This window comes from Pedobacter westerhofensis (assembly GCF_900182595.1).
In the GTDB taxonomy this organism is placed as follows: Bacteria; Bacteroidota; Bacteroidia; order Sphingobacteriales; family Sphingobacteriaceae; genus Pedobacter; species Pedobacter westerhofensis.
The window spans coordinates 160,533-185,152 of sequence record NZ_FXTN01000007.1 but is presented as its reverse complement, the minus strand read 5'-3'; the positions used below and the strand labels follow the sequence as shown (position 1 = coordinate 185,152).

At 43.8% G+C, this 24,620-nt stretch carries 14 protein-coding genes; 4 read left to right on the top strand and 10 right to left on the bottom strand.

The window, feature by feature from the left end:
* Positions 1 to 28 precede the first annotated feature (28 nt).
* From FN831_RS14900 to FN831_RS14865, 8 genes are all read right to left on the bottom strand, one after another.
* A complete protein-coding gene (locus FN831_RS14900) occupies positions 29 to 2,422 on the bottom strand; it encodes an ABC transporter permease (protein ID WP_142528983.1) in 2,394 nt (797 codons plus the stop codon).
* A gap of 217 nt (positions 2,423 to 2,639) precedes the next feature.
* Entirely contained in the window at positions 2,640 to 5,012 is a 2,373-nt protein-coding gene (locus FN831_RS14895) for an ABC transporter permease (RefSeq protein ID WP_142528982.1), read from the bottom strand.
* A gap of 19 nt (positions 5,013 to 5,031) precedes the next feature.
* The gene (locus FN831_RS14890) at positions 5,032 to 7,398 is read right to left on the bottom strand and encodes an ABC transporter permease (protein ID WP_142528981.1); all 2,367 of its coding nucleotides are present in this window, start codon (positions 7,396 to 7,398) and stop codon (positions 5,032 to 5,034) included.
* 36 nt (positions 7,399 to 7,434) lie between these two features.
* Positions 7,435 to 9,807 (bottom strand): ABC transporter permease, encoded by a 2,373-nt coding sequence (locus tag FN831_RS14885; RefSeq protein WP_185960493.1) that lies wholly within the window; start codon positions 9,805 to 9,807, stop codon positions 7,435 to 7,437.
* Between the two features lie 4 nt (positions 9,808 to 9,811).
* Complete coding sequence (locus FN831_RS14880) at positions 9,812 to 12,184, bottom strand: ABC transporter permease (protein ID WP_142528979.1); 2,373 nt, start codon at positions 12,182 to 12,184, stop codon at positions 9,812 to 9,814.
* A 44-nt stretch (positions 12,185 to 12,228) separates the two neighbouring features.
* A complete protein-coding gene (locus FN831_RS14875; RefSeq protein ID WP_142528978.1) occupies positions 12,229 to 14,601 on the bottom strand; it encodes an ABC transporter permease in 2,373 nt (790 codons plus the stop codon).
* A 131-nt stretch (positions 14,602 to 14,732) separates the two neighbouring features.
* A complete protein-coding gene (locus FN831_RS14870) occupies positions 14,733 to 15,431 on the bottom strand; it encodes an ABC transporter ATP-binding protein (RefSeq protein ID WP_142528977.1) in 699 nt (232 codons plus the stop codon).
* A 96-nt stretch (positions 15,432 to 15,527) separates the two neighbouring features.
* Positions 15,528 to 16,772 carry an efflux RND transporter periplasmic adaptor subunit gene (locus FN831_RS14865; RefSeq protein ID WP_142528976.1) on the bottom strand — a complete coding sequence of 415 codons (1,245 nt, stop codon included), beginning with the start codon at positions 16,770 to 16,772 and terminating at the stop codon, positions 15,528 to 15,530.
* 175 nt (positions 16,773 to 16,947) lie between these two features.
* Here FN831_RS14865 and FN831_RS14860 point away from each other — a divergent pair, with 175 nt between their 5' ends.
* From FN831_RS14860 to FN831_RS14845, 4 genes are all read left to right on the top strand, one after another.
* Positions 16,948 to 18,318, top strand: coding sequence for a sigma-54-dependent transcriptional regulator (locus tag FN831_RS14860; RefSeq protein ID WP_142528975.1), 1,371 nt, complete (start codon positions 16,948 to 16,950; stop codon positions 18,316 to 18,318).
* 4 nt (positions 18,319 to 18,322) lie between these two features.
* Entirely contained in the window at positions 18,323 to 19,681 is a 1,359-nt protein-coding gene (locus FN831_RS14855; protein WP_142528974.1) for a sensor histidine kinase, read from the top strand.
* A gap of 22 nt (positions 19,682 to 19,703) precedes the next feature.
* Positions 19,704 to 20,756, top strand: a complete 1,053-nt coding sequence (locus tag FN831_RS14850) for a ferredoxin--NADP reductase (RefSeq protein WP_142528973.1) — start codon at positions 19,704 to 19,706, stop codon at positions 20,754 to 20,756.
* A gap of 155 nt (positions 20,757 to 20,911) precedes the next feature.
* On the top strand, positions 20,912 to 21,772 hold the full coding sequence (locus FN831_RS14845) for a PD-(D/E)XK nuclease family transposase (RefSeq protein ID WP_142528972.1): 861 nt from the start codon (positions 20,912 to 20,914) through the stop codon (positions 21,770 to 21,772).
* A gap of 70 nt (positions 21,773 to 21,842) precedes the next feature.
* On the opposite strand, the gene FN831_RS14840 is transcribed toward FN831_RS14845, so the two are convergent.
* A complete protein-coding gene (locus FN831_RS14840) occupies positions 21,843 to 23,117 on the bottom strand; it encodes a glucose-1-phosphate adenylyltransferase (protein ID WP_142528971.1) in 1,275 nt (424 codons plus the stop codon).
* Positions 23,118 to 23,129: 12 nt separating this feature from the next.
* The gene (locus tag FN831_RS14835; RefSeq protein WP_142528970.1) at positions 23,130 to 24,536 is read right to left on the bottom strand and encodes a glycogen synthase; all 1,407 of its coding nucleotides are present in this window, start codon (positions 24,534 to 24,536) and stop codon (positions 23,130 to 23,132) included.
* Between the last annotated feature and the right edge of the window lie 84 nt (positions 24,537 to 24,620).

The following is a 24,620-nucleotide window of genomic DNA, read 5'->3' as shown; positions in this document are numbered from 1 at the left end:
TAAGGTATATTTTTATGCTTTAAGAATACTATTCGTATTTCAGGGCATCAATCGGATTTGTTCTGGCCGCCCGGTATGACCTCAGGCTAACCGTCAGTAAGGTAACCAGCATAGAAATCAGCATGGCGGTTACGAAAGGCCAGATGCTCAGGTCAATTCTATAGGTATAACGTGACAGCCATTGGGATATGAAAATATAGGCAACCGGCCAGGCTACGAGGTTGGCAATAAATACCATCATGATAAAAGATGTATTCAGCATTTTCACCAGCTCAAATGTAGTTGCCCCCAGTACTTTGCGGACAGCCATTTCTTTTGTGCGTTGCGTGGCAACAAAGGAGATCAGGCCAAACAGTCCGATAAAGGCGATAAAGATAATTACCGAGGCAAAAACTTTGAAAAGGGTTCCCATGATTTGTTCACTCTCATAGTATTGGTTGATATTTTCGTCCATAAACACAGACCTGTAGACATTATCCGGGAAGTAAGAATTCCATATCTGTTCGATATTTTTCATCACCTCCGGGATCTGCCTGATATCCATTTTTACTGCCAGGGTCTGCGAATTACTTTTTCTGGAGAACAGCAGTATAGGCGAAATCGATTCCCGGAGCGTCATGTTATTAAAATCCCTGACAACCCCAACAATTGGTGCGGTGTTATGGTCCCCGAGCCTGATCATCTTTCCAATTGCTTCCTGCGGATGAACAATATTGAGTTTTTTCAGTAAGGTTTCATTGACCACATATTCCTTTATCGTATCGCTCTTGGAAAGTGCCCTGCCGGCAATCATCTGTAGCCCAAACGTTTTGAAATAATCCTGGTCGGCAGACTTGGTATTCACCTGGAAATCTGCATCTTTTGTTCCTGCATACGCAAAGTTTGTGAAGGTATTGTCTTCTGATGAAGGCGGGCTGTTGCAAAAACTGGCAGACAATACACCAGGTATATTGAGTATTCTTGTTTTAACAATATCATACTTGAGGATACTTAAACTATCTCCCGGCATATCAGGCAGGGCAATGGCAGATGAATTAAAGCCCAGCGGTTTTTCACGCATAAACTTCATCTGCTTTAAAACCACCAGCGTTCCCGTGATCAGGATGATCGTAATGGCAAACTGTACTACAACCAGTATTTTACGTAAAGCACCGCCACCAGTGTTACCAACGTTTACTTTGTTTTTAATGGCCAGGGCCGGGCTTAGTCCGGACATCACCATCGCTGGATAAAAACCGGCAAGAAAGCCTACAAAAACAACCAGGCAGATCATGAAGATTAAAATCACCGGCTGTTGTATCAGGCTGAAGGATAGCTTTTCCTTAAACAACCCTGCAAGGCCTGGCAGCGTTGCCTCAGTTATTACACAGGCAATCAGTAATGCCAGAACTGTAAGTGTGATCGTTTCTGTAAGAAACTGAAGCATGAGCTCTCTGCGCCTGCTGCCCATTACCTTTCTCACGCCCACTTCTTTTGAGCGGCTTACCGCCTGTGCAGTGGCCAGGTTTACAAAGTTAATACAGGCAGTGAGCATCAGGAAAATCCCGATGATGGCAAGGCCCCAGATCTCTTTCATGGCCGTAGTTTTACGGGAGAAATTCCCATAATGCGGATCTTTGTGGACATCAGCCAGCGGCTGGAAGAAATGATCGGCCTTTCCGGTTCCTGGTTCTACATAATATTTTTTGATAAATGCAGCTTTCGGCCCTTCAAGATCTGCAACATTCTGCCCTTCTTTTAACAGGATATAACATTCTGAATTATCAGTAACACTGCCCCAGTTTTTCTGATTTCTGTTGACATAACCTGAATAGGCAATTGCGATTTTGATCGGGTTACTGCTGTTCTCAGGAACATCGGCAAATACAGCCGTTACTTTCAGGTCGGTTTTATTGTTGTAATTGAAAGTCTGCCCTACCGCTTTATGCCAGTCGCCAAAAAACTTTACCGCCATCTCTTCGCTGAGTGCTACCGAATTTGGCGCCAACAAGTCTTTCTGAGGATCGCCCTGCAACCAGTGGTAATCAAATATTTTAAAAAACTGAGGCTCCACGTAGTAAGTGGTCTCGGTAGTTTTGAGCCTTACATTTCCGGACTGGTCTTTTATTTTGACAACTCCCCCTCCGCGCTGTAAAGCAGCAACATCATCAAGCATGGCAAAATCGTTCCGCATCGCCGGCACAAGCGGCATAGGAACACCTTTGGAGAACTCTTCACCAGCGGCGTATTTCCAGTAGGAAACGACGCGGTAGATCCTGTCTCTTTTTGCGTAATGCTGGTCGTAACTCAGCTGGTACCTGATAAAGATAAAAATCAGGATACAGCTTGCCATGCCCACAGAAAGCCCGGCAATATTGATCAGCGTATAACCTTTATTTTTCCAAAGGTTCCTCAGCGCTATTTTAAGATTGAGTTTAAACATAACTGTATTATTAAAAAAAGGTATTATATATTGAATCATAGCTGGTTTCGGCATACACCGGCTTCTTTTAATCTGTAGTGCAACATGTTGCAGACCAGACCTAAGAAGCCAACGTATGCGTTAATTAATAGAAACATCCCTATAACTATCAATCGTACACCTCCTCATACCAGTGGGTTCCCTAAAAACCCGCCTGGCCTGAATGTGATGTATATCATTATTCGTATTTCAAGGCATCAACAGGGTTGGATGTTGCTGTTTTGTAGGCCTGATAACTCACCGTCAGGAAAGCGATCAGCAATGTACCTAATGCTGCAACCGTGATGATCCACCAGGATATACTGGTGTGGAACTCGAACTTTTGCAGCCATATTCCCATACCATAATATGCCAGTGGAACAGCGATCAGTATTGCAAAGGCAATCATCTTTATAAACGAAAGCGACAGTAACTGCATGAGGCTGTACACTGAAGCGCCGAGAACCTTTCTGACACCAAACTCTTTAGTGCGCTGCTCTGCACTGTAAGCCACCAGTCCAAACAAGCCTAAACATGAGATGAACACCGCCAGCGCACCAAAAATATTTGACAGCACCCCAAGGATTTTTTCCTGCTTAAACATATCTCCATAAACAGAACTGATAAAGCTTACTTCTACCGGATAAGCCGGATTAAGCTGCTTTGTAATTCTTTCTATTGTCTCTACGTTTTCCTGCAGGCCTCTTTGTGCATTTAACCGCATCGTGATCACGTTCGGGTACTTTTTATTCAGATTAACGATCATTGGATTATTTGCCTTGTAGGGAGAATCCCATACATAATCTTCGAAAACTCCAATCACAGTTACCTTGTCTGAAAACACTTGCAGTACTTTCCCCACAGGATCGGTTAAGCCCATTGTTTTTACTGCTGATTTACTGATCAATACCGCAGCGCTATCGGAGGCGTATTTTTCTGAAAAATCTCTGCCATCAGTGAGTTTTAGTCCTGTAGTTTTGATAAAATCAACGGTGGTAAATACTTTGTTGAACAGCACGGTGTTTTCTTCTTTCATTCCCGGCCAGCGCATTCCGCTGAAGTTATTATCATGATGCGCTAAACCAGAATAGGAATAATACATACTGGTAACGGCACCGCTTTTAAGCAAACGCTCCCTGAGTTCATTGAATCTTGTTTTCAGGGCACCATCCTGTGGCATCTCAACCAGGGCATTGGCGTCGATCCCCAAAGGCCTGTTTTTTACGTATTGGATCTGTTTGTAAATCACAAGCGTGGCGATAATCAGCATAATGGTAAAGCAAAACTGCCCCACGATGAGTATTTGCCTGAATCCTATATTCAGAAATTTAGCCTTGCCTGTTTTTCGGCGGAGAGTTTCAACGGGGTTAAATGAGGAAAGATAAAATGCCGGATAACTGCCTGCAACAAAACCGGTAAAAAGAACAATACCTACGATCCATAGCAAAATGTAGCCCTGCAAGTATGGCAGGTGCATATCAGTGCCAAGCAAATTGTTGAAAGCAGGCAAGCAGAGTTCTACCAGGGCAATTGCCATTAACACACTGAATATGGTGAGTACCAGCGATTCCGTTAGAAACTGGAGGATCAATGAACTGCGGGTTGCGCCAATGGTCTTTTTTATGCCCACTTCTTTTGCGCGTTTTTCTGATTTGGCAGTCGCCATGTTCATAAAATTGATACAGGCAATAAGTAAGATACCGATGGCAAGCCCCATAAACAGCCAGATCTTTTCTATTGCGCCGCCCACACTTTTACCCTCTTCAAATTTTCCATACAGGTGCATTTTACTTAGTGGATACAGGAATTGTGCAGGATATTTCTGGTTGTCGTGTTTTTTAAGCAAGGCTGCTATTTTTGTATTTACCACATCCACATTTGCACCCGGGTTCAGCGAAACAAGCGCATTGATGGAGTAATTAGTCCAGTTGATATCTTTGGCATCAGCATCGATGGTCTGGTAAAACGACCAGGGGATCAGATAGTCAAACTGGTTAGAACTGTTTGCGGGGGGGTCTTTGATGACTCCGGTGATTTTCAGATCAAACTGGTCCCGGAAACGTATAGTCTTATTCAGAACATCCTTAGACCCGAATAAGGTCTGCGCGGTGCCCTCAGTAAGAATAATCGAATTTGGATCAGACATCGCGGTACCAGGATCTCCATAAATAAACTGGTAGTCATACATCTTCAGAAAATCAGGATCGGCAAATTTCGCCAGTTTTTTAAAGCTGTTCTGTCCGTTGGCAATCAGGTTTCTGTCGCTGCCATAATTTAACCGGGAGATATACTTCACTTCAGGTATTTCTTCCTTCAGGGCCGGAGCAAAGGCAGTGGTTGTGCCCTCAAAAGTTACCATGATCTTACCACTATTATCCCGCACATTGGTTAGTGCTGTATAAATGCTGTCAGCGTTTTTAGACTGCTTGTCAAAATTCCATTCATAAAATACATATATCAGCAACATCAAACATGCCGCAAGTCCTATTGCTAATCCAATCACATTGATGAAAGAAGACACCTTATTTTTCCAAAGGTTGCGCAGGGCGATGGTCAAATTGAGTTTAAACATTTCCGGTTAGTTTGAGGTGTTATTCATATTTCAGGGCATCAACAGGGTTTGCTTTCGCTACCTTAACGGATTGCACACTTACTGTTAAAATGGCGATGATCAGGGAGAGGCATAATGCTATCGCAAAAGGCAGCACGGAGATTGAAACCCTGAAACTGTAAGCGGACAGCCATTTGTTTACAATTACGTAGGCAATTGGAAAGGCAATCAAATCTGCTATCACCACCAGTTTGATAAAATCTTTATTGAGCAGTGTCAGGATGTTCATGTTACTTGCACCCAATACCTTTCGAATGCTGATTTCCTTTTTCCGTTGCTCAGCCATAAACAGGGCCAGTCCGAGTAATCCGAGGCAGGAAATGAAAATGGCAAAACCGCCAAACCAGTTGGCAATAATCCCCAGCAGTTTTTCATTCTGGAATTTCTCCTCAAAACTGTCATCCACAAATTTTGTATCTACAGGAAATCCCGGGTTTAGCTTTTCGGTTACTTCCTTGATTTTTTCAATGGAGGAACTTACATTGGCCCTTGCATTAAGGCGCGCCAGTACCACTTCTGTGTCTTCCATTTTATTATAAATAATCATGGGGGCAGTCTGGCTATACGGATTCTCCATCACAAAATCTTTCATCACCCCAATAATTTTAACAGGCTTATCCCAAAATTCAATAACTGATCCAACAGGGTTTTTTAATCCCATGGTTTTAACCGCAGTTTCATTCACGATCACATTTGTGCTATCAGTATATTCAGGAGAGAAATCCCTACCGCTGATCATACCGGAACCCATCGTTTTTGGAAAATCGTATCCTGTGGACCGGTAGTTAAACAACACTTCTTCTTTGGGGCTTTTGCCCTGCCAGCTCACACCAAATGTGTTATGTCCTCCTTCACTGATGCTTCTGCTAAAGAAAGTGACATCGGTAACTGCACCAGATTTTAAAAGCTGGTCCTTCAAAAGTTTCATTTTCTGTTCATTCGCCCGCATCGGTCCCTGAAGGGGAATTTCAATGAGATTATTTTTATTATACCCTATAGATTTTCCTTTGATATAGTTTAACTGCTGATAGATCACCGCTGTACAAATGATCAGGCAGGCAGCAAATACGAACTGGAAGACTACCAGCACCTGCCTGACTGAAAGAGAAGTACTTCCGGTCATTTTAAATCCTTTTAAAACCTGTAAAGGTTCAAAGGAAGAAAGATAAAAGGCTGGGTAACTTCCGGCAATACATCCCGTTACAAGTGTGAGCCCGCCGAATACTGCCCAAAACTTCCAGTCTGAATACTCAATCAGCAACTCTGTATGTAACAAACCATTAAAGTAAGGCAGGCTCATCTCTATTAAAACAAAAGCGACCATCATACCCAGGATGGAGAGCAAAAGCGATTCAAGCATAAACTGCCCCATCAACGATGCTCTGGTTGATCCGATTGCCTTACGTACACCTACTTCTTTTGCCCTTTTTTCAGACCTTGCTGTTGACAGGTTCATAAAATTCACACAGGCAATCAAAAGGATACAGAAGGCGAGGAGAAAAAAGATCCTGACCTGGTCAATCTTGCCCCCTACCGGCTTACCGTTTTGATATTCGTTGTATAAATGCCATTTTGATAATTTATGAAGAGAATAGTAGCCTGTGGCACCATTTTGATGTTTGCGTAACACCTGGCTTGCAAGTTCATTGGCTTTGCTATAGTCCTGGCCTTTTTGCAACTGGAGCAGTGTCAGACAAAAGTTATTTCCCCAGCCAGATGCTTTTATAAATGGAAGCTGCGTTTCCCAAAAGCTCCATGGCATAAGGTAGTCAAATATTATACTGCTGTTTTTTGGAATGTCAGCAATTACGCCATCCACTTTTAGTTCCTCTTTATTATTGAATTTGATTACTTTATTGATCGGGTCCTCATCTCCGAATAGATTTTTTGCCATGGTTTCGGTAAGGACTATAGAATTGACCTCACGGAGTGCACGGTCAGGGTTACCTTTCAAAAATTTATAATCCATCATCTTCAGAAACTGCGGATCGCTGTAAACACCCGGCTTTTTGAAGAAATTTTGATGGTATGTCAGCAATTGTGCCTCCGGATAACTGGAATGGGAAGCGGTAACAGCCCCCGGAACCGAGGCCGCCAGGTCCGGGGCAAGCACCCCCGGCGTCCAGGCCCAGCTCATGGTACCTGTACTGGATGGCTGGTGCTGATAAACTACATAGGTATCTGCAAAATTCTTTGATTGCCTGTCATATCCCCATTCGTAGGCTACATACAAGAGTAAAACCATACAACTGGCCAGGCCTATTGCCAGCCCCCCCACATTAATCAGTGTATAACCTTTATTCTTCCAAAGGTTTCTGAGTGCTATTTTAAAATTTAATCTAAACATGATCTTTTATTTTTTGAAGGGACGTAAACACAGCTATTATTCATATTTCAAAGCATCAACGGGATTGGCTTTTGCAGCTTTATATGCCTGATAGCTGACTGTCAGCAACGCAATGGCGATGGTACCAATGGCTGCCATCACAATAATCATCCAGCTGATCCCGGTATGGAAATCGAACTTCTTCAGCCAGCTGTTCATCATATAGTTTGCCACCGGAATGGCAATGACGATGGCCAGGACAACCATTTTGAGGAAGCCCAGAGACAGTAGCTGCATCAGATTGGCAACTGAGGCGCCCAGTACTTTCCTGACACCGATCTCTTTTGTTCTCTGCTCTGCACTGTAGGCAGCGAGGCCAAACAAACCCAAACAGGAGATAAAGATTGCCAGTCCGCCAAAAATATTAGACAGCAGCCCAAGTATTTTCTGGGACTTCAGTTTCTGGCCATAAAGCTCATCAACAAACTTAAATTCTACGGGATAGGCAGGATTGATGTCTTTTACGATCCGCTCCACTACCGCAAGGTTTGCTGATGGAGTATTTGCAGGGTTGAGGCGCAACGTCACATACCCGGTGCCCTCTTTTCTAAATGCTACCACCATTGGATCCTGTTTTCTGTAGGGAGCACCCCAGATGAAGTCCTGGAACACACCAACAACCCTGCGTAAGTCTCCCTGATATTTTACGATTTTCCCAATGGGATGAACCAGGTTCATCACCTTAACGGCAGAAACACTGAGCATCATGGCCGAGGTGTCTGAAGAAAACTGACGGGAAAAATCCCGGCCTTCTACCAGTTTTAATCCTGTAGTCTTTGCAAAATCATATGTTGTAGCAAGCTGGCTGAAAACCATATGCCTGTCGGTTTCGGTTGATCCAGGCCATTCCATGCCCCAGAAATTAGAATTGTAATCAGCCATGCTGCCCGATAACTGGCAGATCCCCTGTATCGCGCCCGACTTCATTAAACGCTCTTTTAACAGCTCGAACTTTGCCTCCAGCTGTCCATCCTGTGGCAACTCTACCAGCTGATTTACATCATAGCCAAGAGGAATATTTTTAAGGTACTGTATCTGTCTGTAGATCACTGTAGTGGAAATGATCAGGATCACTGCAAAGGTAAACTGTACCACAACCAGCACCTGCCTGAGGCTAACAGACCACATCCCGCGGCCGGACCTTCTCTTTCTCAGCACCTGCAGCGGATTAAAAGAGGACAGGTAAAAAGCAGGATAACTGCCGGCTACAACTCCTGTAAAGAGCACAATACCGATCAGGCTCATCCAGAGGTAAGGGTTAGCATATACGATATTCATCTTTATGCCAAGCAGGTTATTGAACAGCGGAAGAAAAACTTCTACCAGCACAATTGCCATCACGGCACTGCAAAGAGTGAGCACCAGCGATTCTATCAGGAACTGGCTGATGAGGCTTGCGCGTGTGGCTCCGATAGTTTTTTTAATCCCCACTTCTTTGGCACGCTTCTCTGATTTTGCGGTAGCCATATTCATAAAATTGATACAGGCAATCAGCAAGATGCCTATGGCAAGTCCCATAAATAAACGCAGTTGTTCAATTTCTCCCCCTGTACTCTTTCCCTCGGTAAATGTGCCATATAAATGCACTCTGCTGAAAGGAAAAATCATTGGGGAAGATGTGGCATCAGCTACATGTTTTTTAATCATCCCTTTTATGGAAGCATTCAGCATTTCTGCATTCGCATCAGGATTTAGCCGTACCAGGGTAGTCCAGTTATTATTGGTCCACATTGGCCGTTTAGTCCATTCGTACAGGTTTTCAAATAATGTCCAGGGCATCAGGTAATCAAGTTTGATAGAGGTATTGTCCGGAAGGTCTCTGATCACTCCGGTGATTTTAAGGTTTACCCTGTCTTCAAAGCGGACAGATCTGTTAAGCACATCTGTAGTACCAAAAAGCAGTTTTGCAGTTGATGCCGTGACTACTATATTGTTTGGTGCATTTAGTGCCGTTGCCTCGTCTCCGGCAATAAAAGTATAATCGAATATTTTGAGGATGTCTGCATCGGCAAAACGGCCAATCTTCTTAAAGCTGTTTCTGCCATTGGCAATGAGTCTGGTATCAGCATCACCAATCCGGCTTGCTGCTTTCACAGCAGGGTAAGTCTCCTTTAGGGCGGGCGCGATTGTATTTGGGGTGCTTGTACCTGTGCCGCTGATACTGCCTGCCGGGCCGTCAAAATTGATCATCACCTGATAAACGTTTTTATCATCCTTTGTCTGCTTGTTAAAGCTCCACTCATAGGAGACATACAGCAGCAGCAACATACAGGATGCCAGGCCAATAGCCAGTCCGCTGACATTGATCATCGAAGAAGTTTTATTCTTCCATAGGTTCCGCAAAGCGATAGTTAGATTTAGCTTGAACATATCATTATTCGTATTTAAGTGCATCAACAGGGTTTGCATTAGCAGCTTTATATGCCTGAAAGCTAACCGTCAGCAATGCAATTGCCAGAGTACCGAGGGCGGTACCCAGTATGATGATCCAGCTCACATTGGTGTGGAAATCAAACCCCTTCAGCCAGTTATTCATCAGATATGTGGCGATGGGAACGGAGATGATGATGGCGAAACCTACCATTTTCAGGAAGCTGAATGATAATAACTGCATCAGGCTGGAAACAGATGCGCCAAGGATCTTTCTGACGCCTATCTCTTTTGTACGCTGTTCTGCATTGTATGCGGCAAGTCCAAATAATCCAAGACAGGATATAAAGATGGCGAGGCCTCCAAAAAGGTTAGACAAAATGGCCAGTACCCGCTGTGCCTTTAGTTTTGCGGCATAAAGCTGATCTACAAAAGTCAATTCCACAGGATAAGCAGGATTAATATCTTTCACCACTTTCTCTATCGTTGCCAGGTTTTCGGCAACAGTATTTGCAGTATTCAAGCGCATCGTTACCACGCCGCCCCATCCTTTGGTAAAGGCAACCACCAGTGGTGATTCTTTAGAGCCAGGAGCATCCTGAATAAAGTCCTGAAATACACCAACTACCGTAAACTTATTGCCATGATACATTACGGGTTGCCCAATTGGGTCTGCTAAGTTCATGAGTTTCACTGCCGTGGCATTTAACAATAGAGCAGCAGAGTCTGAAGCGAAGTTCTTTGAGAAATCCCTGCCGGCAATTAATTTCAGGCCCGTGGTTTGTATAAAATCATATGTTGCAGCAATCTGTGAAAAATCAATGCTCTTATCTGCTTCTGTTGAGCCTTTCCATTCCATTCCGGAGAAAGATGAAGTATGATTGGCAATAGTTCCTGACGATTGATAAAGTGAAGTTACTGCGCCGGATCTGAGCAGCCGCTCTTTGAGTAAATCAAATTTACCGTATAGCTCGCCTTCCTGCGGCATTTGAACCAGTGTATTGATATCATAGCCAATTGGCCGGTTTTTGATAAATTGTATCTGTTTATAGATCACGATAGTAGAAATGATCAGGATAATTGCAAAGCAGAACTGTCCAACTACCAATACCTGGCGCAGGTTGATGGAAATCAATCCTGACCTGAAAGTTCTTTTCCTGAGGATCTGCACCGGGTTAAATGATGAAAGGTAAAAAGCGGGATAACTTCCGGAGATCAAACCTGTCAATAAAACAACTACAAAAAGACTGAGCCAGATAGCTATGTTGGAGTAGTTAATTTTTAAACTGGTATCAAGCAGGTTATTGAAGACTGGAATACATAATTCGATGAGCACAATTGCCAGTACGGCACTTAATAGGGTAAGCACAAGCGATTCCATCAGGAACTGACTGATCAAACTGCTTCTGGTAGCACCAATGGTTTTTTTAATACCAACTTCTTTTGCACGTTTCTCAGACTTTGCTGTGGCCATGTTCATGAAATTGATACAGGCAATCAGCAAAATCCCTATTGCTAAGCCCATAAATAACCGCAGCTGCTCGATTTTACCTCCTATACTTGCGCCATTAAGGAAGGTATCGTACAGATGCAATTTATTAAGTGGAAAAATCATCAGCTGCCCGTCTGCATATTGGTTATGGCGGTGCATAAACCCTTTGATACCAAGGTTAAACTTTTCGGGATCTGTTCCAGGATTCATCCTGACCACGGTATTATAATTAAAGTTGCCCCATGAAGGAGTTTTGATCCAGGGAGTCAGGGCCTCATCAAGCGACCAGGGCATCAGAAAATCAAAGAAAACTGAGGTATTTTTAGGCAGGTCTTTGATCACTCCGGTGATCTTCAAATCAATCTTGTCATCAAAATGAACAGACCTGTTGAGCACATCTGTAGTGCCAAACAGATCTTTCGCTGTAGATTCCGTAATAATAATACTATTGGGGGCTACCATGGCGCTTTTCGCATCGCCAGCCGTAAAATTATAATCAAAGATGTTCAGGATGTCAGGATCGGCAAAGCAAGCCGTCCTCTTGAGGCTCTTTCTTCCGTTGGCAATCAGTTTCATTCCTGCCCCGTCAATTCTCGCGGCTGCATTGACTTCGGGGTATTCACTTTTAAAAAGCGGTGCTATTGCATTGGTTGATGCCTGCCAGGTGTTTGTGATTTTCTTGTTTGCATCAACATTGTTGATCAAAACCTTATACGTATTTGAAGGATCGAAGGTTTGTCCGTCAAAGTTCCATTCATAAGCAACATAGAGCAGCAACAGCAGACAGGCCGCTAACCCTATAGCCAGGCCGCTGATATTGATCAGTGAAGAAGTTTTGTTCTTCCAGATATTTCTTAAAGCGATTTTGAAATTAAGTTTAAACATGCTCACAGGGGTTTAGGATAACTTATCTTGCTTACTATTGATCTTTATTCGTATTTTAATGCTTCTACCGGATTTGCTTTTGCAGCTTTATAAGCCTGGAAACTAACGGTGAACAGGGCGATTCCTATCGTGCCGGCCGCCGCCAACAGGATCACCACCCAGTTCACCGAAGTATGAAACTCAAAACTTTTTAACCAGTTGGACATGATATAATTTGCAACAGGTATTGAAATGATAATCGCGATGCCTACCATTTTCAGGAAGCTGAAGGACAACAACCGCATCAGACTGGACACTGATGCGCCAAGGACTTTTCTTACGCCAATTTCTTTTGTCCGCTGCTCCGCACTGTAGGATGCCAGGCCGAATAATCCGAGGCAGGAAATGAAGATGGCCAGTCCGCCGAAGAGGTTGGATAAAATGCCAAGTCTTCGCTGCTCGGTAAGCTTTTTCGCATAAAGTTCATCTACAAAAGTGACATTTACAGGATATGCAGGATTGATCTGCTTTACAATCTTTTCTATCGCAGCGATATTCTCTGCTGCAGGATGCCCAGGATTGAGTCTCATGGTAACGATCCCGCTCCATTCTTTATTGAAATGGATGATTAAAGGTTTTTCAGTGCTAAAGGGAGAACCAAGGATAAAATCTTCGAAAACGCCTACGATCACAGCTTTATCGCCATCGTGAAACACAACCTGACCGATCGGATTTTTCATATTCATTACCTTCATAGCAGAATGACTAATAAGAATGCCATTGGTATCTGACGCAAATTTTGGTGAAAAATCCCTGCCATATAACAATTTAATTCCCGTAGTTTTTACAAATCCATAGGTAGTGGCGATGGTATTAAAATTACGTAGCTTGTCATCTTCAGAAGAACCCGGCCATGCACATCTGGCAATACTGGAAAGCTCTCTGGTGATGGTCGTAGAAGATTGCAAAACAGAGGATACCGCGCCCGATTCAAGCAGTTTAGACCTTAATAGTTCAAATTTAGCATACAGCTCCCCATCCTGTTCCATTTCCACCAGGTTATTGATCTGATACCCCACCGGCCTGTTTTTAATAAACTGGATTTGCTGATATATTACGGTGGTGGCGATGATCAGTATTACGGCAAAAGAGAACTGACCAACTACCAGTACTTGTCTGAGGCTGACAGAAAGAATGCCTTTGCTCTGGCTCCTTTTCCTGAAAATCTGAACAGGATTAAACGAGGAGAGATAAAATGCGGGATAACTGCCGGCGATGAGCCCAGTAACAAGCACAACTGCAAGCAAGCCCAGCCATATAGATGCACCTGAATAATTAATACCCAGTTCAATCCCCAAAAGATGATTGAAAAATGGAAGGCACATCTCGATCAGTACAACAGCAAACACTGCCGCAAGTAATGTTAAAACAAGGGATTCCATCAGGAACTGACTGATTAAGCTGCTTCTTGTAGCACCAATGGTTTTTTTAATGCCGACCTCCTTGGCCCGCTTTTCAGATTTGGCTGTAGCCATGTTCATGAAGTTGATGCAAGCAATCAGCAAAATCCCGATAGCCAGTCCCATAAACAAACGCAACTGGGTAATGCTGCCCCCGGTACTGATACCGTTGACAAAATTGCCGTACAAATGCAATTTGCTGTAACGGAAAAGGTATGGTTCAACTTTTAACTTAAGACCGTTCTGCAGGTATAGATCTTTAATAGAGGAATTGATTTGATCTACATTAGTTTGAGGATCTATTTTTAGTAATGTGGTAAAACTATAGTTTTGCCAGTTTGGTTTCTTTGCCCAGTCAAACCGCGACTCATAAAAGGACCATGGCATCAGATAATCAAAAGATCTGGACATATTGGCCGGCAGATCCCTGATCACTCCTGTAATTTTAAGGTCCAGCGCATTCTGAAAACGGATAGATTTATTCAGCACATCCGTGGTACCGAAAAATAGCCGGGCTGTTGATTCTGTAATGATTACGCTATTTGGCGCATTCAAAGCAGTACGCTCATCACCATAAATAAATGTGTAATTAAAAATATCCAGGATACCCGGATCAGCAAATGCCCCTGTTTTCTTAAAACCGATATGATTTGCAGACACCAGATATGGCGCGGCCCAGCTTAGCCTGGCTGATGTCTTTACCCAACTGTATTTTTGCTTAAACAATGGCGCTATTACATTCGATGTACTTTGTCCCGTTTCCGTAATCTGTCCGTCTACGCCTCTGTGGTTCATCATCACCTGATAGGTATTGGCGTCGTCTTTACTCTGTTTATCAAAATTCCATTCATAAGACACATAGAGCAGCAGCATCAGGCAGGCGGCCAAACCAATTGCCAGTCCGCTGATATTGATTAGTGAAGAGGTCTTATTCTTCCAGATGTTTCTTAAGGCTATTTTAAAGTTGAGCTTGAACATAGCAACAGGGTTTATTTTTTATTTTCTCCATGACCATCAGGACCGCCAGTGCTTTGAAGACCCCCAGACGAAATCTTCAAATGCACCAGCTACCCCGAATGGTATTCCATCACCTAAATGGTATTTTATGACTAAATCAATTCTTCTGTACGGCTTTTATTGATCTTTTCTGAGATCACATGCCCATCCTTCAGATTAATGATCCGGTTGGAAAAACTGGCATCATGCGAGGAGTGGGTCACCATCACGATGGTTGTTCCCTGCTCGTTCAGTTCACAAAGCAGTTCCATTACTTCGTTACCATGTGAACTGTCCAGGTTACCTGTAGGCTCATCCGCCAGCACCAGCTTTGGCTTGGTTACCAGCGCACGCGCTACCGCAACCCGCTGCTGCTGACCGCCGGATAACTGCTGCGGAAAATGCCCGCTCCGGTTCACGATGTTCATCCTTTCAATGATCTCATTCACCAGCCGCTTCCGTTCTGTAGCCGGAACCTTATTATAGATCAGGGGCAATTCAATGTTTTCGAATACCGTCAGTTCATCGATCAGGTTAAAATTCTGGAATACAAAACCCATATTCTGCTTACGGAAATTTGAACGTTGCTTATCATTCATCGTCAGCAGTTCAGTTTCCAGGAACTTGTAACTGCCGCTTTCAGGTTTATCCAGTAAGCCCATCACATTGAGCAAGGTAGATTTACCGCAACCTGAAGGCCCCATGATGGAGACGAACTCACCGGTTTTGACATGCATATTGATCCCGTTCAATGCAGTTGTTTCTATTTCCTCCGTCTTGTATACTTTTTCCAGGTTCTCAATTTTTATCATGATATTCTTATTTATGATTTATATCTTTTTATCCTCTGTTTGCTAATTACTTATTACTGAGCAGTCACCTCTACTGATCAAATGCAGCAAATCGCTCTATTTACTCACTTCGATCACGTCGTACTGGTTAAACTGGTCATATGACGAGGTAATCACCTCCTCATTCTTTTGCAGTCCTTCCATAATTTCATAGTACTGATAGTTCTTGCGGCCGATCTTCACATTTCTTTTTTGGGCTCTGCCATCTTTCAGCACAAACACCCAGGAGCCGCCGGTGCTTTGAAAAAACTGTCCCTGGGCAAGCAGCAACGATTTACTGTTGTCAGACAGGGTAAGCTTTACCTGTAAAGATAAACCTCTGCGCAGTTCATCCGGTGATTTTCCCAGGAATACCAGTTCTACCTGAAACTGGCCTGCCGTAACCTCAGGAATTACCTTGCTCACCCGCAGCTCATATGTTTTGCCATTAAACTCGCAATTGGCAGTTTGTCCTTCCTTCACCCTGTTCACATAATATTCATCCACTCCTGCCTGCAGTTTATAACCCTGCAATACATCAATCTTGCCCAGCATTTCATTGGCGGCATAAGATTTACCCACCACTGGGTCATAGGATGATAACCTGCCTGATACCGGGGCTTTGATCGTCATGTTCTCAATATTCTCCCGGATAGATTCCAGGCTCTCATTCATGCGGCCCACAGAAAAATCAATTTGCTGCAGCTGCATTACCCGGCTTTGGTTTTCCTGTTTCACGGCCTGTTTCATGATCTCTTTCCGGCCTTTGTTATAATCATAATCCTGGCTCGAAGTATTAAATTCTTCTCTAGTAATTACCTTTTTCGCAAACAGGGCACTGTCAATCCTAAACTTGCGCCTCGCTGTGCGCAGGGCATCTTCGATCACCATCATGTCCTGTGTCATTACCCGCTGGTTCTGCTCCAGGTCTAAACGAACCTTGCGCAGCTGGTTCTGCTGCTCGATGATACCTGTTTCGCTGGTGGTGTAACCGGAAAGTGCATGCGGATTGGCAATCCTGAGCAAAGGCGTGCCTTTTGTTACACTGGCACCATTTTCTACAAAGATCTCGGCTACGGTACCGCCCTCTGATGAACTTACAATTACAGAAGTCAGCGGTACTACACTGGCATTCAATAATACTACATCCTCAAAGTCACCGTACTGTACTTTGCTGATGGTCAGTTTATCAGCATCTGCCTTATATACTTTGCTTAAGGATAATTTATAACCGTAAGCTACCAGTGTTATAAGCAATACACCGCCTATGGCCATAAATATCATTTTCTTACTAAATCTCTTTTTCTCTATAATCTTATCCATTGTTGTACCTGTAGTTCTGCTATCCCCTATGCCAAGGATATGCCAAAGAAAAAATACACAGTCAAAGCACTATATTTCAACGTTTTAAATATTTATTTTGAAAAACACCGTTCGTTATCGGACACTTGATGTACAACATCGGACATTTCAATTATTTTTGGATAAATCTTGTAAAATGACAGAAGCCAACGTTTTAGTGATTGATGACGATGACGACATCCTGCTGAGTGCCAAACTGTTTTTAAAACAGCACTTTAACCAGGTAGTCACCTGCAAATCCCCGAAGGAGATCAATGTCCTCCTCAGCCATAATGATATCGATATTATCCTGCTGGATATGAACTATCAGAAGGGCGCGAGCGACGGGCGCGAGGGCCTGTACTGGCTGGAGCATATCCTTTCTATTGACAAAGATTATGTGGTAATTCTCATGACTGCTTACGGCAACGTAGAGCTGGCCGTTCAGGCCATCAAAAAAGGAGCGATAGATTTTATACTAAAGCCCTGGGAGAACGATAAGCTTTACGCTACACTTTCAGCGGCCTCCAAACTGCGGGCTTCTACCAGGAAAGTAAAAAAACTGGAGAAGATCCACTCTTCTTTGCAAAACGATATCGCCCGCAAGTTTGAGAACATCATCGGCACATCTGGGCCCATTAAACACCTGCAGCATACGCTGACCAAGGTAGCCCCTACTGATGCCAATGTTCTGATCCTCGGAGAAAATGGTACAGGGAAACAGGTATTTGCCTATGAACTGCATAAACACTCGCTCCGCAAGAACCATATCTTCATGCACGTGGATCTTGGTTCCCTGAATGAGAACCTGTTTGAAAGCGAACTGTTTGGCTATGCGAAAGGCGCTTTTACTGATGCCAGGGACGACAGGCCGGGGAGATTTGAACTTGCCGATAACGGGACAATCTTTCTGGACGAGATCGGTAACCTGTCGCTGCCCCTGCAGTCGAAATTGCTGACCGTACTGCAGAACCGGACGGTCACCAGGCTGGGGGAAAGCAGGGAGCGTAAAGTGAATGTGCGGCTGATCACGGCCACCAATATGCCGCTGAATGAGATGGTAGGCAAAGGAACTTTCAGGCAGGACCTGCTGTTCAGGATCAACACTGTAGAACTGATGCTGCCGCCCCTGCATGAGCGTGCCGAAGATATCCTGCTGCTGGCCGATCATTTCCTGCAGACTTTCAGTACCAAATACCATAAAAGCATCAGCCGCATTAATGATAAAGCCGGCAAGACTTTGCTCAATTACCACTGGCCGGGAAATGTACGCGAACTGCAGCATGTGATAGAAAGGGCCATTATTATGGCCGACGGCCATGAGATTACCGAAACCGACCTGCAGCTGAGCCCGCAGCGGTTTGGCAGCAGCACTCCGGTAACTGCGAATATGGATCTCGAAGAAATGGAAAGGATGATGGTACAAAAGGCGATAGATAACCATAAAGGCAATATTTCGCGTGCCGCGGCAGAACTGGGACTCACACGTGCTGCATTATACCGCAGGATAGAAAAATTCGGATTATAGGCCTATGTTTTATGAGCGCTTTACCTTCAGGCTGATATTCAAACTATTGTTCATCAACATCCTGGCCATCCTGCTGGGCTACCTGATCCTGAAAACACGGCTCTGGTTTACCATTGCAGGTATTTCCTTTATTCTGCTGATGGCAGTGGTGTCGCTGTACAGCTATATCAACCAGATCAGGTCTGACATTAAACGCTTTATCCTGGCGATTAAAACACGCGACCATACCCTGAATTTTAAGAATAAAAGTACCAAAGGAAGTTTCCCTGATCTGTACAGCTCGTTTGACGACATCATCAAAACACACAAAGACATCCAGCTGGAGCAGGATGCCATGTTCCAGCTGATCAAAACGATTCTGCAGCAGGTTCCTGTGGGCGTGATTGTTGTAAAGGAAACAAAAAACAGCGCAGGACAAATAGAGATCGCTTTCTTTAATGAGGCCGCTGCAAGCCTGCTGAACGTACCTGCCTACAAATACTGGCACCGGCTAAAACAGCACCTGCCGGTTTTCACTACAGAAATTGAACAGATCCGTAAAGGGGGAAAAAGGTTTCTGGAACTGAAGATACAGGATAAACTTATCCAGCTGTCCACCGAGGTCATCCCACTCAATCTTTACGGCGCAGATTATACAATCGTATCCTTCCAGAATATTAAAGATGAGATTGAGCAGAAGGAGATTGAAGCCTGGAACCGGCTGATCGGAGTAATCTCACACGAGATCCTCAATTCCATCACCCCTATCAGTTCCCTGTCCGATACCGTAAACAGCATGGTGCTGAATAAAGACTTTCTGAGCAAGGAAGACCTTGAAGATCTTAAACCGGCCATACAAACGATCAAAAGAAGATCAGAAGGGTTGTTGGGCTTTGTAAAGGACTACAGGCTGATTGCAGAACTGCCCACACCAGAACTGGAATTTCACAGTATTGGCGGGATACTGCAGCATATCCATGTGCTGATGCAGCCCTTTGCTGCAGCAAAAAACATCAGGCTGCAGGTAGGGCAAACTTCGTCTAAGATCACGGTGAATGTAGACCTCAAGCTAGTAGAACAGGCGCTCATAAACCTGGTCACCAACAGCATCCATTCCCTTGAAGAAACAGAAAACCCGTTGATAGAGATTGATTACCGGCTTGAACAGAACAAGCTCTTTATCGATGTGGCCGATAATGGAAAAGGAATTGAACCCGATCTGCTGGAAAAGATTTTTGTCCCTTTCTTTACCACACGGAAGAACGGCTCGGGAATAGGGCTTACAATCACCAGGAATATCATGAAAATGCATTATGGAAGTCTGGAAGTAAGTTCTGTGCCACGCGAGAGAACGATCTTCTCACTGGTGTTCAATTATGTTTAAAGTAAATCGATAGATTTGCAGAATGACCACAATACAGTTCCGCATCACAGCGATTTCAAAAGAGCCCGGTGACAATGTCTTTATTCAGTTAGCTCCCCTTGATGGTAAAATGCCTTATTATGAAGCGGGACAATTTCTCACCGTATTGTTTGTGGTCAACGGAAAAGAGATCAGGCGCTCCTATTCGATCTGCAGTTCGCCGGATGTGGATGAACCCCTGAGCATTGCTGTTAAACTGGTTGAAAACGGCGAGATCTCCAAACACCTGCACCATAAAACGGCAGTCGGCGATCTCTTTACAGCCTTAGCTCCCAATGGTCTGTTTACTTATCATCCTGTGGAGGAAATCCGCCGCACGGTCTTTCTATTTGCCGCAGGGGTTGGCATCACACCCGTGTTCTCTATCCTGAAAACTGCATTGGTGAAAGAAAAATATACCAGGGTGGTATTGATCTACAGTAACAGGTCGCAGTCCAGTACTTTGTTTTTTGACGAACTTAATATCTGGCAGCAAAAATACCCCGAAAGGTTTAAACTGATATATCTGTTCAGCGATGCAAAAAGATTACAGTTTGCAAGGTTAAATAGCTTTTTGATCCAGGAACTTGTTGCAGCAAATCTTGAATTTGACCAGGCAGATGCCCTGTGTTATACCTGTGGCCCCATTGATTATATGGTCACCTGCCGGATATCGCTCCTGGCAATGGGCTACTGCCTGGATCAGATCAAAAAGGAAACCTATTTTATTCCCGACGACGAGGCGGATGATGATGATATGACTGAGAAAGAGGTCAGTGATAAAAATACGTATACGGTAGTACTTGAATATAACCAGCAGACTTACCAGCTGGAAGTGCCCTGGTATAAAAGGATTCTTCAGGTGGCACTGGAGCATGAGATCAATGTTCCATACAGCTGCAGGGCAGGCATTTGCAGTTCATGCGTGGCCACCTGTACCTCAGGCCATGTGAGAATGGATTACAATGAAATACTTACCGACCAGGAAATGGCACAGGGACGAGTGCTGATCTGTACCGGGCATCCCACAGAAAACAATACTAGAATTGTGATTTAATTAAAAAAAACACGTTTGCACGAACTAAACAAATGATCACAATTAAATTAAAGAGAAATTGAAGCAAAACAAATTATACTAATAATTAATTTAATATTAAATATATTTGCTTTAATAAATAACGAAAGTTACATTTGACATCTAATTCATTAACTATGTCAGAAATAAATCGTTACATTAACCCCTTAACAGATTTCGGATTCAAACACTTTTTTGGCAGCGAGCCCAATAAAGGAATCCTGCTAAAATTTCTAAATGCTGTTTTTGAAGGAAAAAAACAGATCGTAGATGTTGTTTTTATGCCTGCTCAAAAAAACAGGGACAACGGCAAAAGTGTGCTTTCTGAGCTGATTTGCAAAGAAAAAGATGAAACAGAGTTCCAGGTGACCATCCGGCGGCTAGATGAAGAATTTTTCAGGAACAGTTCGGGCAAGTTCAGCACCGGTTTTTTCACAGAAATGGAATCAGGTAAACAGGGGCCGGAGTTCCTGCTGAAAGAAATGTATGTGCTGATCCTGATTGATTTTACTGCCGGCGATACAGAGGATCCCTATTACCGTGAAGCGACTTTTACCAAAGTAAACAGGAAGAAAAATCCTGCCGGCAGAATGGGTGTCAAATTACTGGAAATACCTGCATTCCAAAAGGCAGGCAACGATCTGAAAACAGAACTGGACAAATGGTTCTACCTCCTGAAACATCTGCGGCATCTTGAGCAGATCCCGTCATCACTGCAGGGCGAAAGCTTTGCAAAAGTTTTTGAGGCTGCTGAGTTTGCAGCTTTAAGCCCTGAACAAAAAGATCTGTACTCCGCCGGATTGAAAAAGCGAAAAAGCATTTTTAAAATTTACAATCCCGATCAGGCCGCCGAAGAAGCCATACAGAAGGAAATGGAAAATGGCCGGCTGAACAAGGAATTAGAGGAAACTTTTCTTGAATTCTTCAAAAAAGGGTACGAAGCCGGATTTAAGGAAGGAATGCTTGAGATTGCCGCCGAACTGGGCGGCACACATTAATACCGCAGCGGGTAAAAAAAAGGAGGATGTTTGCTCAACATCCTCCGCTTTATTATTTTTTAACAGGAATTTATCCTATGACAGTACCGTTCGAAATCATGGCGCCTTTTTTCACCACTACAATACCATCTTTCACAGCATATGATTCAAAATCACCGTCGGCCATGTGCGGCCCGCCATTGATCTGTACATCATTACCTATTCTGGCATTTTTATCTACAATTGCATTCATGATCCTGCATCGGTCTCCGATACCAATCAGCGGGTTGCCTTTCCCGTTCTCCTCGGCGATTTCTCCAAGTGTCTGATAACGGTCGCTACCCATAATATAGGCATTTTCGATCGTTGTTCCGTTACCAATTCTGGAACGGATGCCGATCACAGAGTGTTTGATATAATCTGCATTCAGGATACACCCCTCAGCGATCACGGCTTTATCAAGTGAAGAGCTTAAGATCTTCGTTGGTGGCAACATGCGTGGACGTGTAAAGATACTCTGATGACTGTCAAAAAGATTAAACTTAGGAATATCATCAGTAAGCCCAAGGTTTGCCTCAAAGAAAGAACAGATATTACCTATGTCCGTCCAGTATCCTTCATATTGAAAACTCAGTACTTTCTGCTCTTTCAACATTCTTGGGATAATTTCTTTTCCAAAATCCTTTTCATCAGGATTCTCCGCAAAAATGCTCAACAACAAATCACGATTGAAAATATATATACCCATTGAAGCCAGGTAGTTCCTGCCCTCAGCCTGCATTTCAGCGCCGGTATCAGATGCCCAGTCTACCAGCAGATCGCTGCTCGGTTTTTCTATGAATGAAGTAATGATATTATTCTCATCAGCTTTCAGGATACCGAAACTCGTAGCGTCTTTTGCTGTGCTCGGGATGGTCGCCAGTGTTACTGCTGCACCACTTGCTTCATGCGCCTGCAGCATTTCATTGAAATCCATCTGATAAAGCTGATCTCCCGACAGGATCAGGACATATTCAAACTCATGTTGCAACAAATGGTGCATCGTTTGTCTCACCGCATCCGCCGTTCCCTGGAACCATGTAGGATTGTCGGGAGTCTGCTCTGCTGCAAGGATATCAACAAATGCATCACTAAAATGACTGAAGTAATAAGTGTTCTTGATATGTTTGTTCAGAGAGGCAGAGTTAAACTGCGTTAATACGAACATACGGTGTATACCGGAGTTCAGGCAATTGGAAATAGGAATATCTACCAAACGGTACTTACCCGCAATCGGAACTGCCGGCTTTGAACGCGTTTGGGTAAGTGGTGATAATCTGGAGCCCTGACCACCGCCAAGAATAACTCCTAATACTTTTTCAGTCATATAATTATTAATTTACATTTGGTATGTGTCTATATATTGTTGGGCTGCCTTATCCCAGGAATGATCCAGTTGCATTGTATATTTGAGGATCTCCTTCATTCTTTTTTTATCCTTGTACAGCTCATAAGCCCTGCCCATTGCCTGGCCAACATCCCAAACGCTTGTCTGATCGTGGCAAATTCCAAATCCGCCATCACCGATATCTGTAACAGTATCCCTTAAGCCCCCGATCCTTCTAACGATAGGTATCGTTCCATATCTCAGCGCATACATCTGGTTGAGCCCGCATGGTTCAACTCTCGATGGCATCAGCAGAAAATCTGCCCCTGCATAAATCTGGTGAGACAACTTTTCATTGTACCCTATATAAGCATTATAATTACCTGAAAACCAATGTTGAAGTTCTGATAATTTTCCTTCAACAACAGGGTCACCTGACCCTAAAACCAGAATATTAATATTTCCCCGGCTATGTGCCAGCGCATTGTGAAAAATATCCGGTAACAGATCTGCACCCTTTTCTCCTACCAGTCTTCCGATAAATGTAAAGAGAGGCTTTGATGGATCCAGGTTAAAAACAGCACATAAGGCCGCTTTGTTTGCCTTTTTACCACTGTCTACTGTCCTGAAATTGTAAGTTTTTTCAAGCATCGGGTCCTTTTTAGGGTCCCATACCTCATTGTCAATACCATTGAGGATGCCGGACGACTTTCCGCGTTCCATGCTCAGCAGGCTTTCCAGTCCGTTTGCGCGCTGGCTCAGTTCATCAAGGTAACTTGGAGAAACTGTAGTTACACGCCAGGCACATTTGATGGCCGAAGCAAGTGGGTTGATGGCATTCTTCCACTCCAGCATGCCCGATTTCCATAGGTCGAAGGCCGGCAGATAATGCAATTTATCCCATCCAAACTGTCCCTGGTACTGCGCATTGTGGATAGTGAGTATCGTAGGAATATGGTTCAGGCTTTTATAACGCTCGCAGTTGGCCGTCATAAAGGGCACAAGCCCCGTATGGTGATCGTGGCAGTGGATTACATCCGGACGGTGTTCCCACTGGCTGATCCAGTCGAGCACAGCAATCTGGTATGCAATAAACCGTTCTGTATCATCGCCATATCCATAAACCTTATCCCTGTCGGTTAGTCCGGGAATATGAACAAGGTACAGATCAAATCCAAGTTTATTTGTTTTTTCCCTGAGGATGCGAACGGGATATCCGTCACGTCCCAGGTTTACCCAGGCATCATACACTACCTCAAACTCATTTTCCCGCATAAAGGAATTGTTGTAGGCAGGCATAACCACTTTAGAAAAGTGCCCGAGCTTGTTCTGATATTTTGGCAGAGCACCAACAACATCACCCAGGCCGCCAACTTTCGCGACCGGATAACATTCTGCACTCAAATGAATTATTTCCATATAATTTTAAAGATGGGAATCAAAGAAACTGAACAAATCTGAGATTAAAATATGAGTTATAACCGGAAAAAACGACACTTTGTT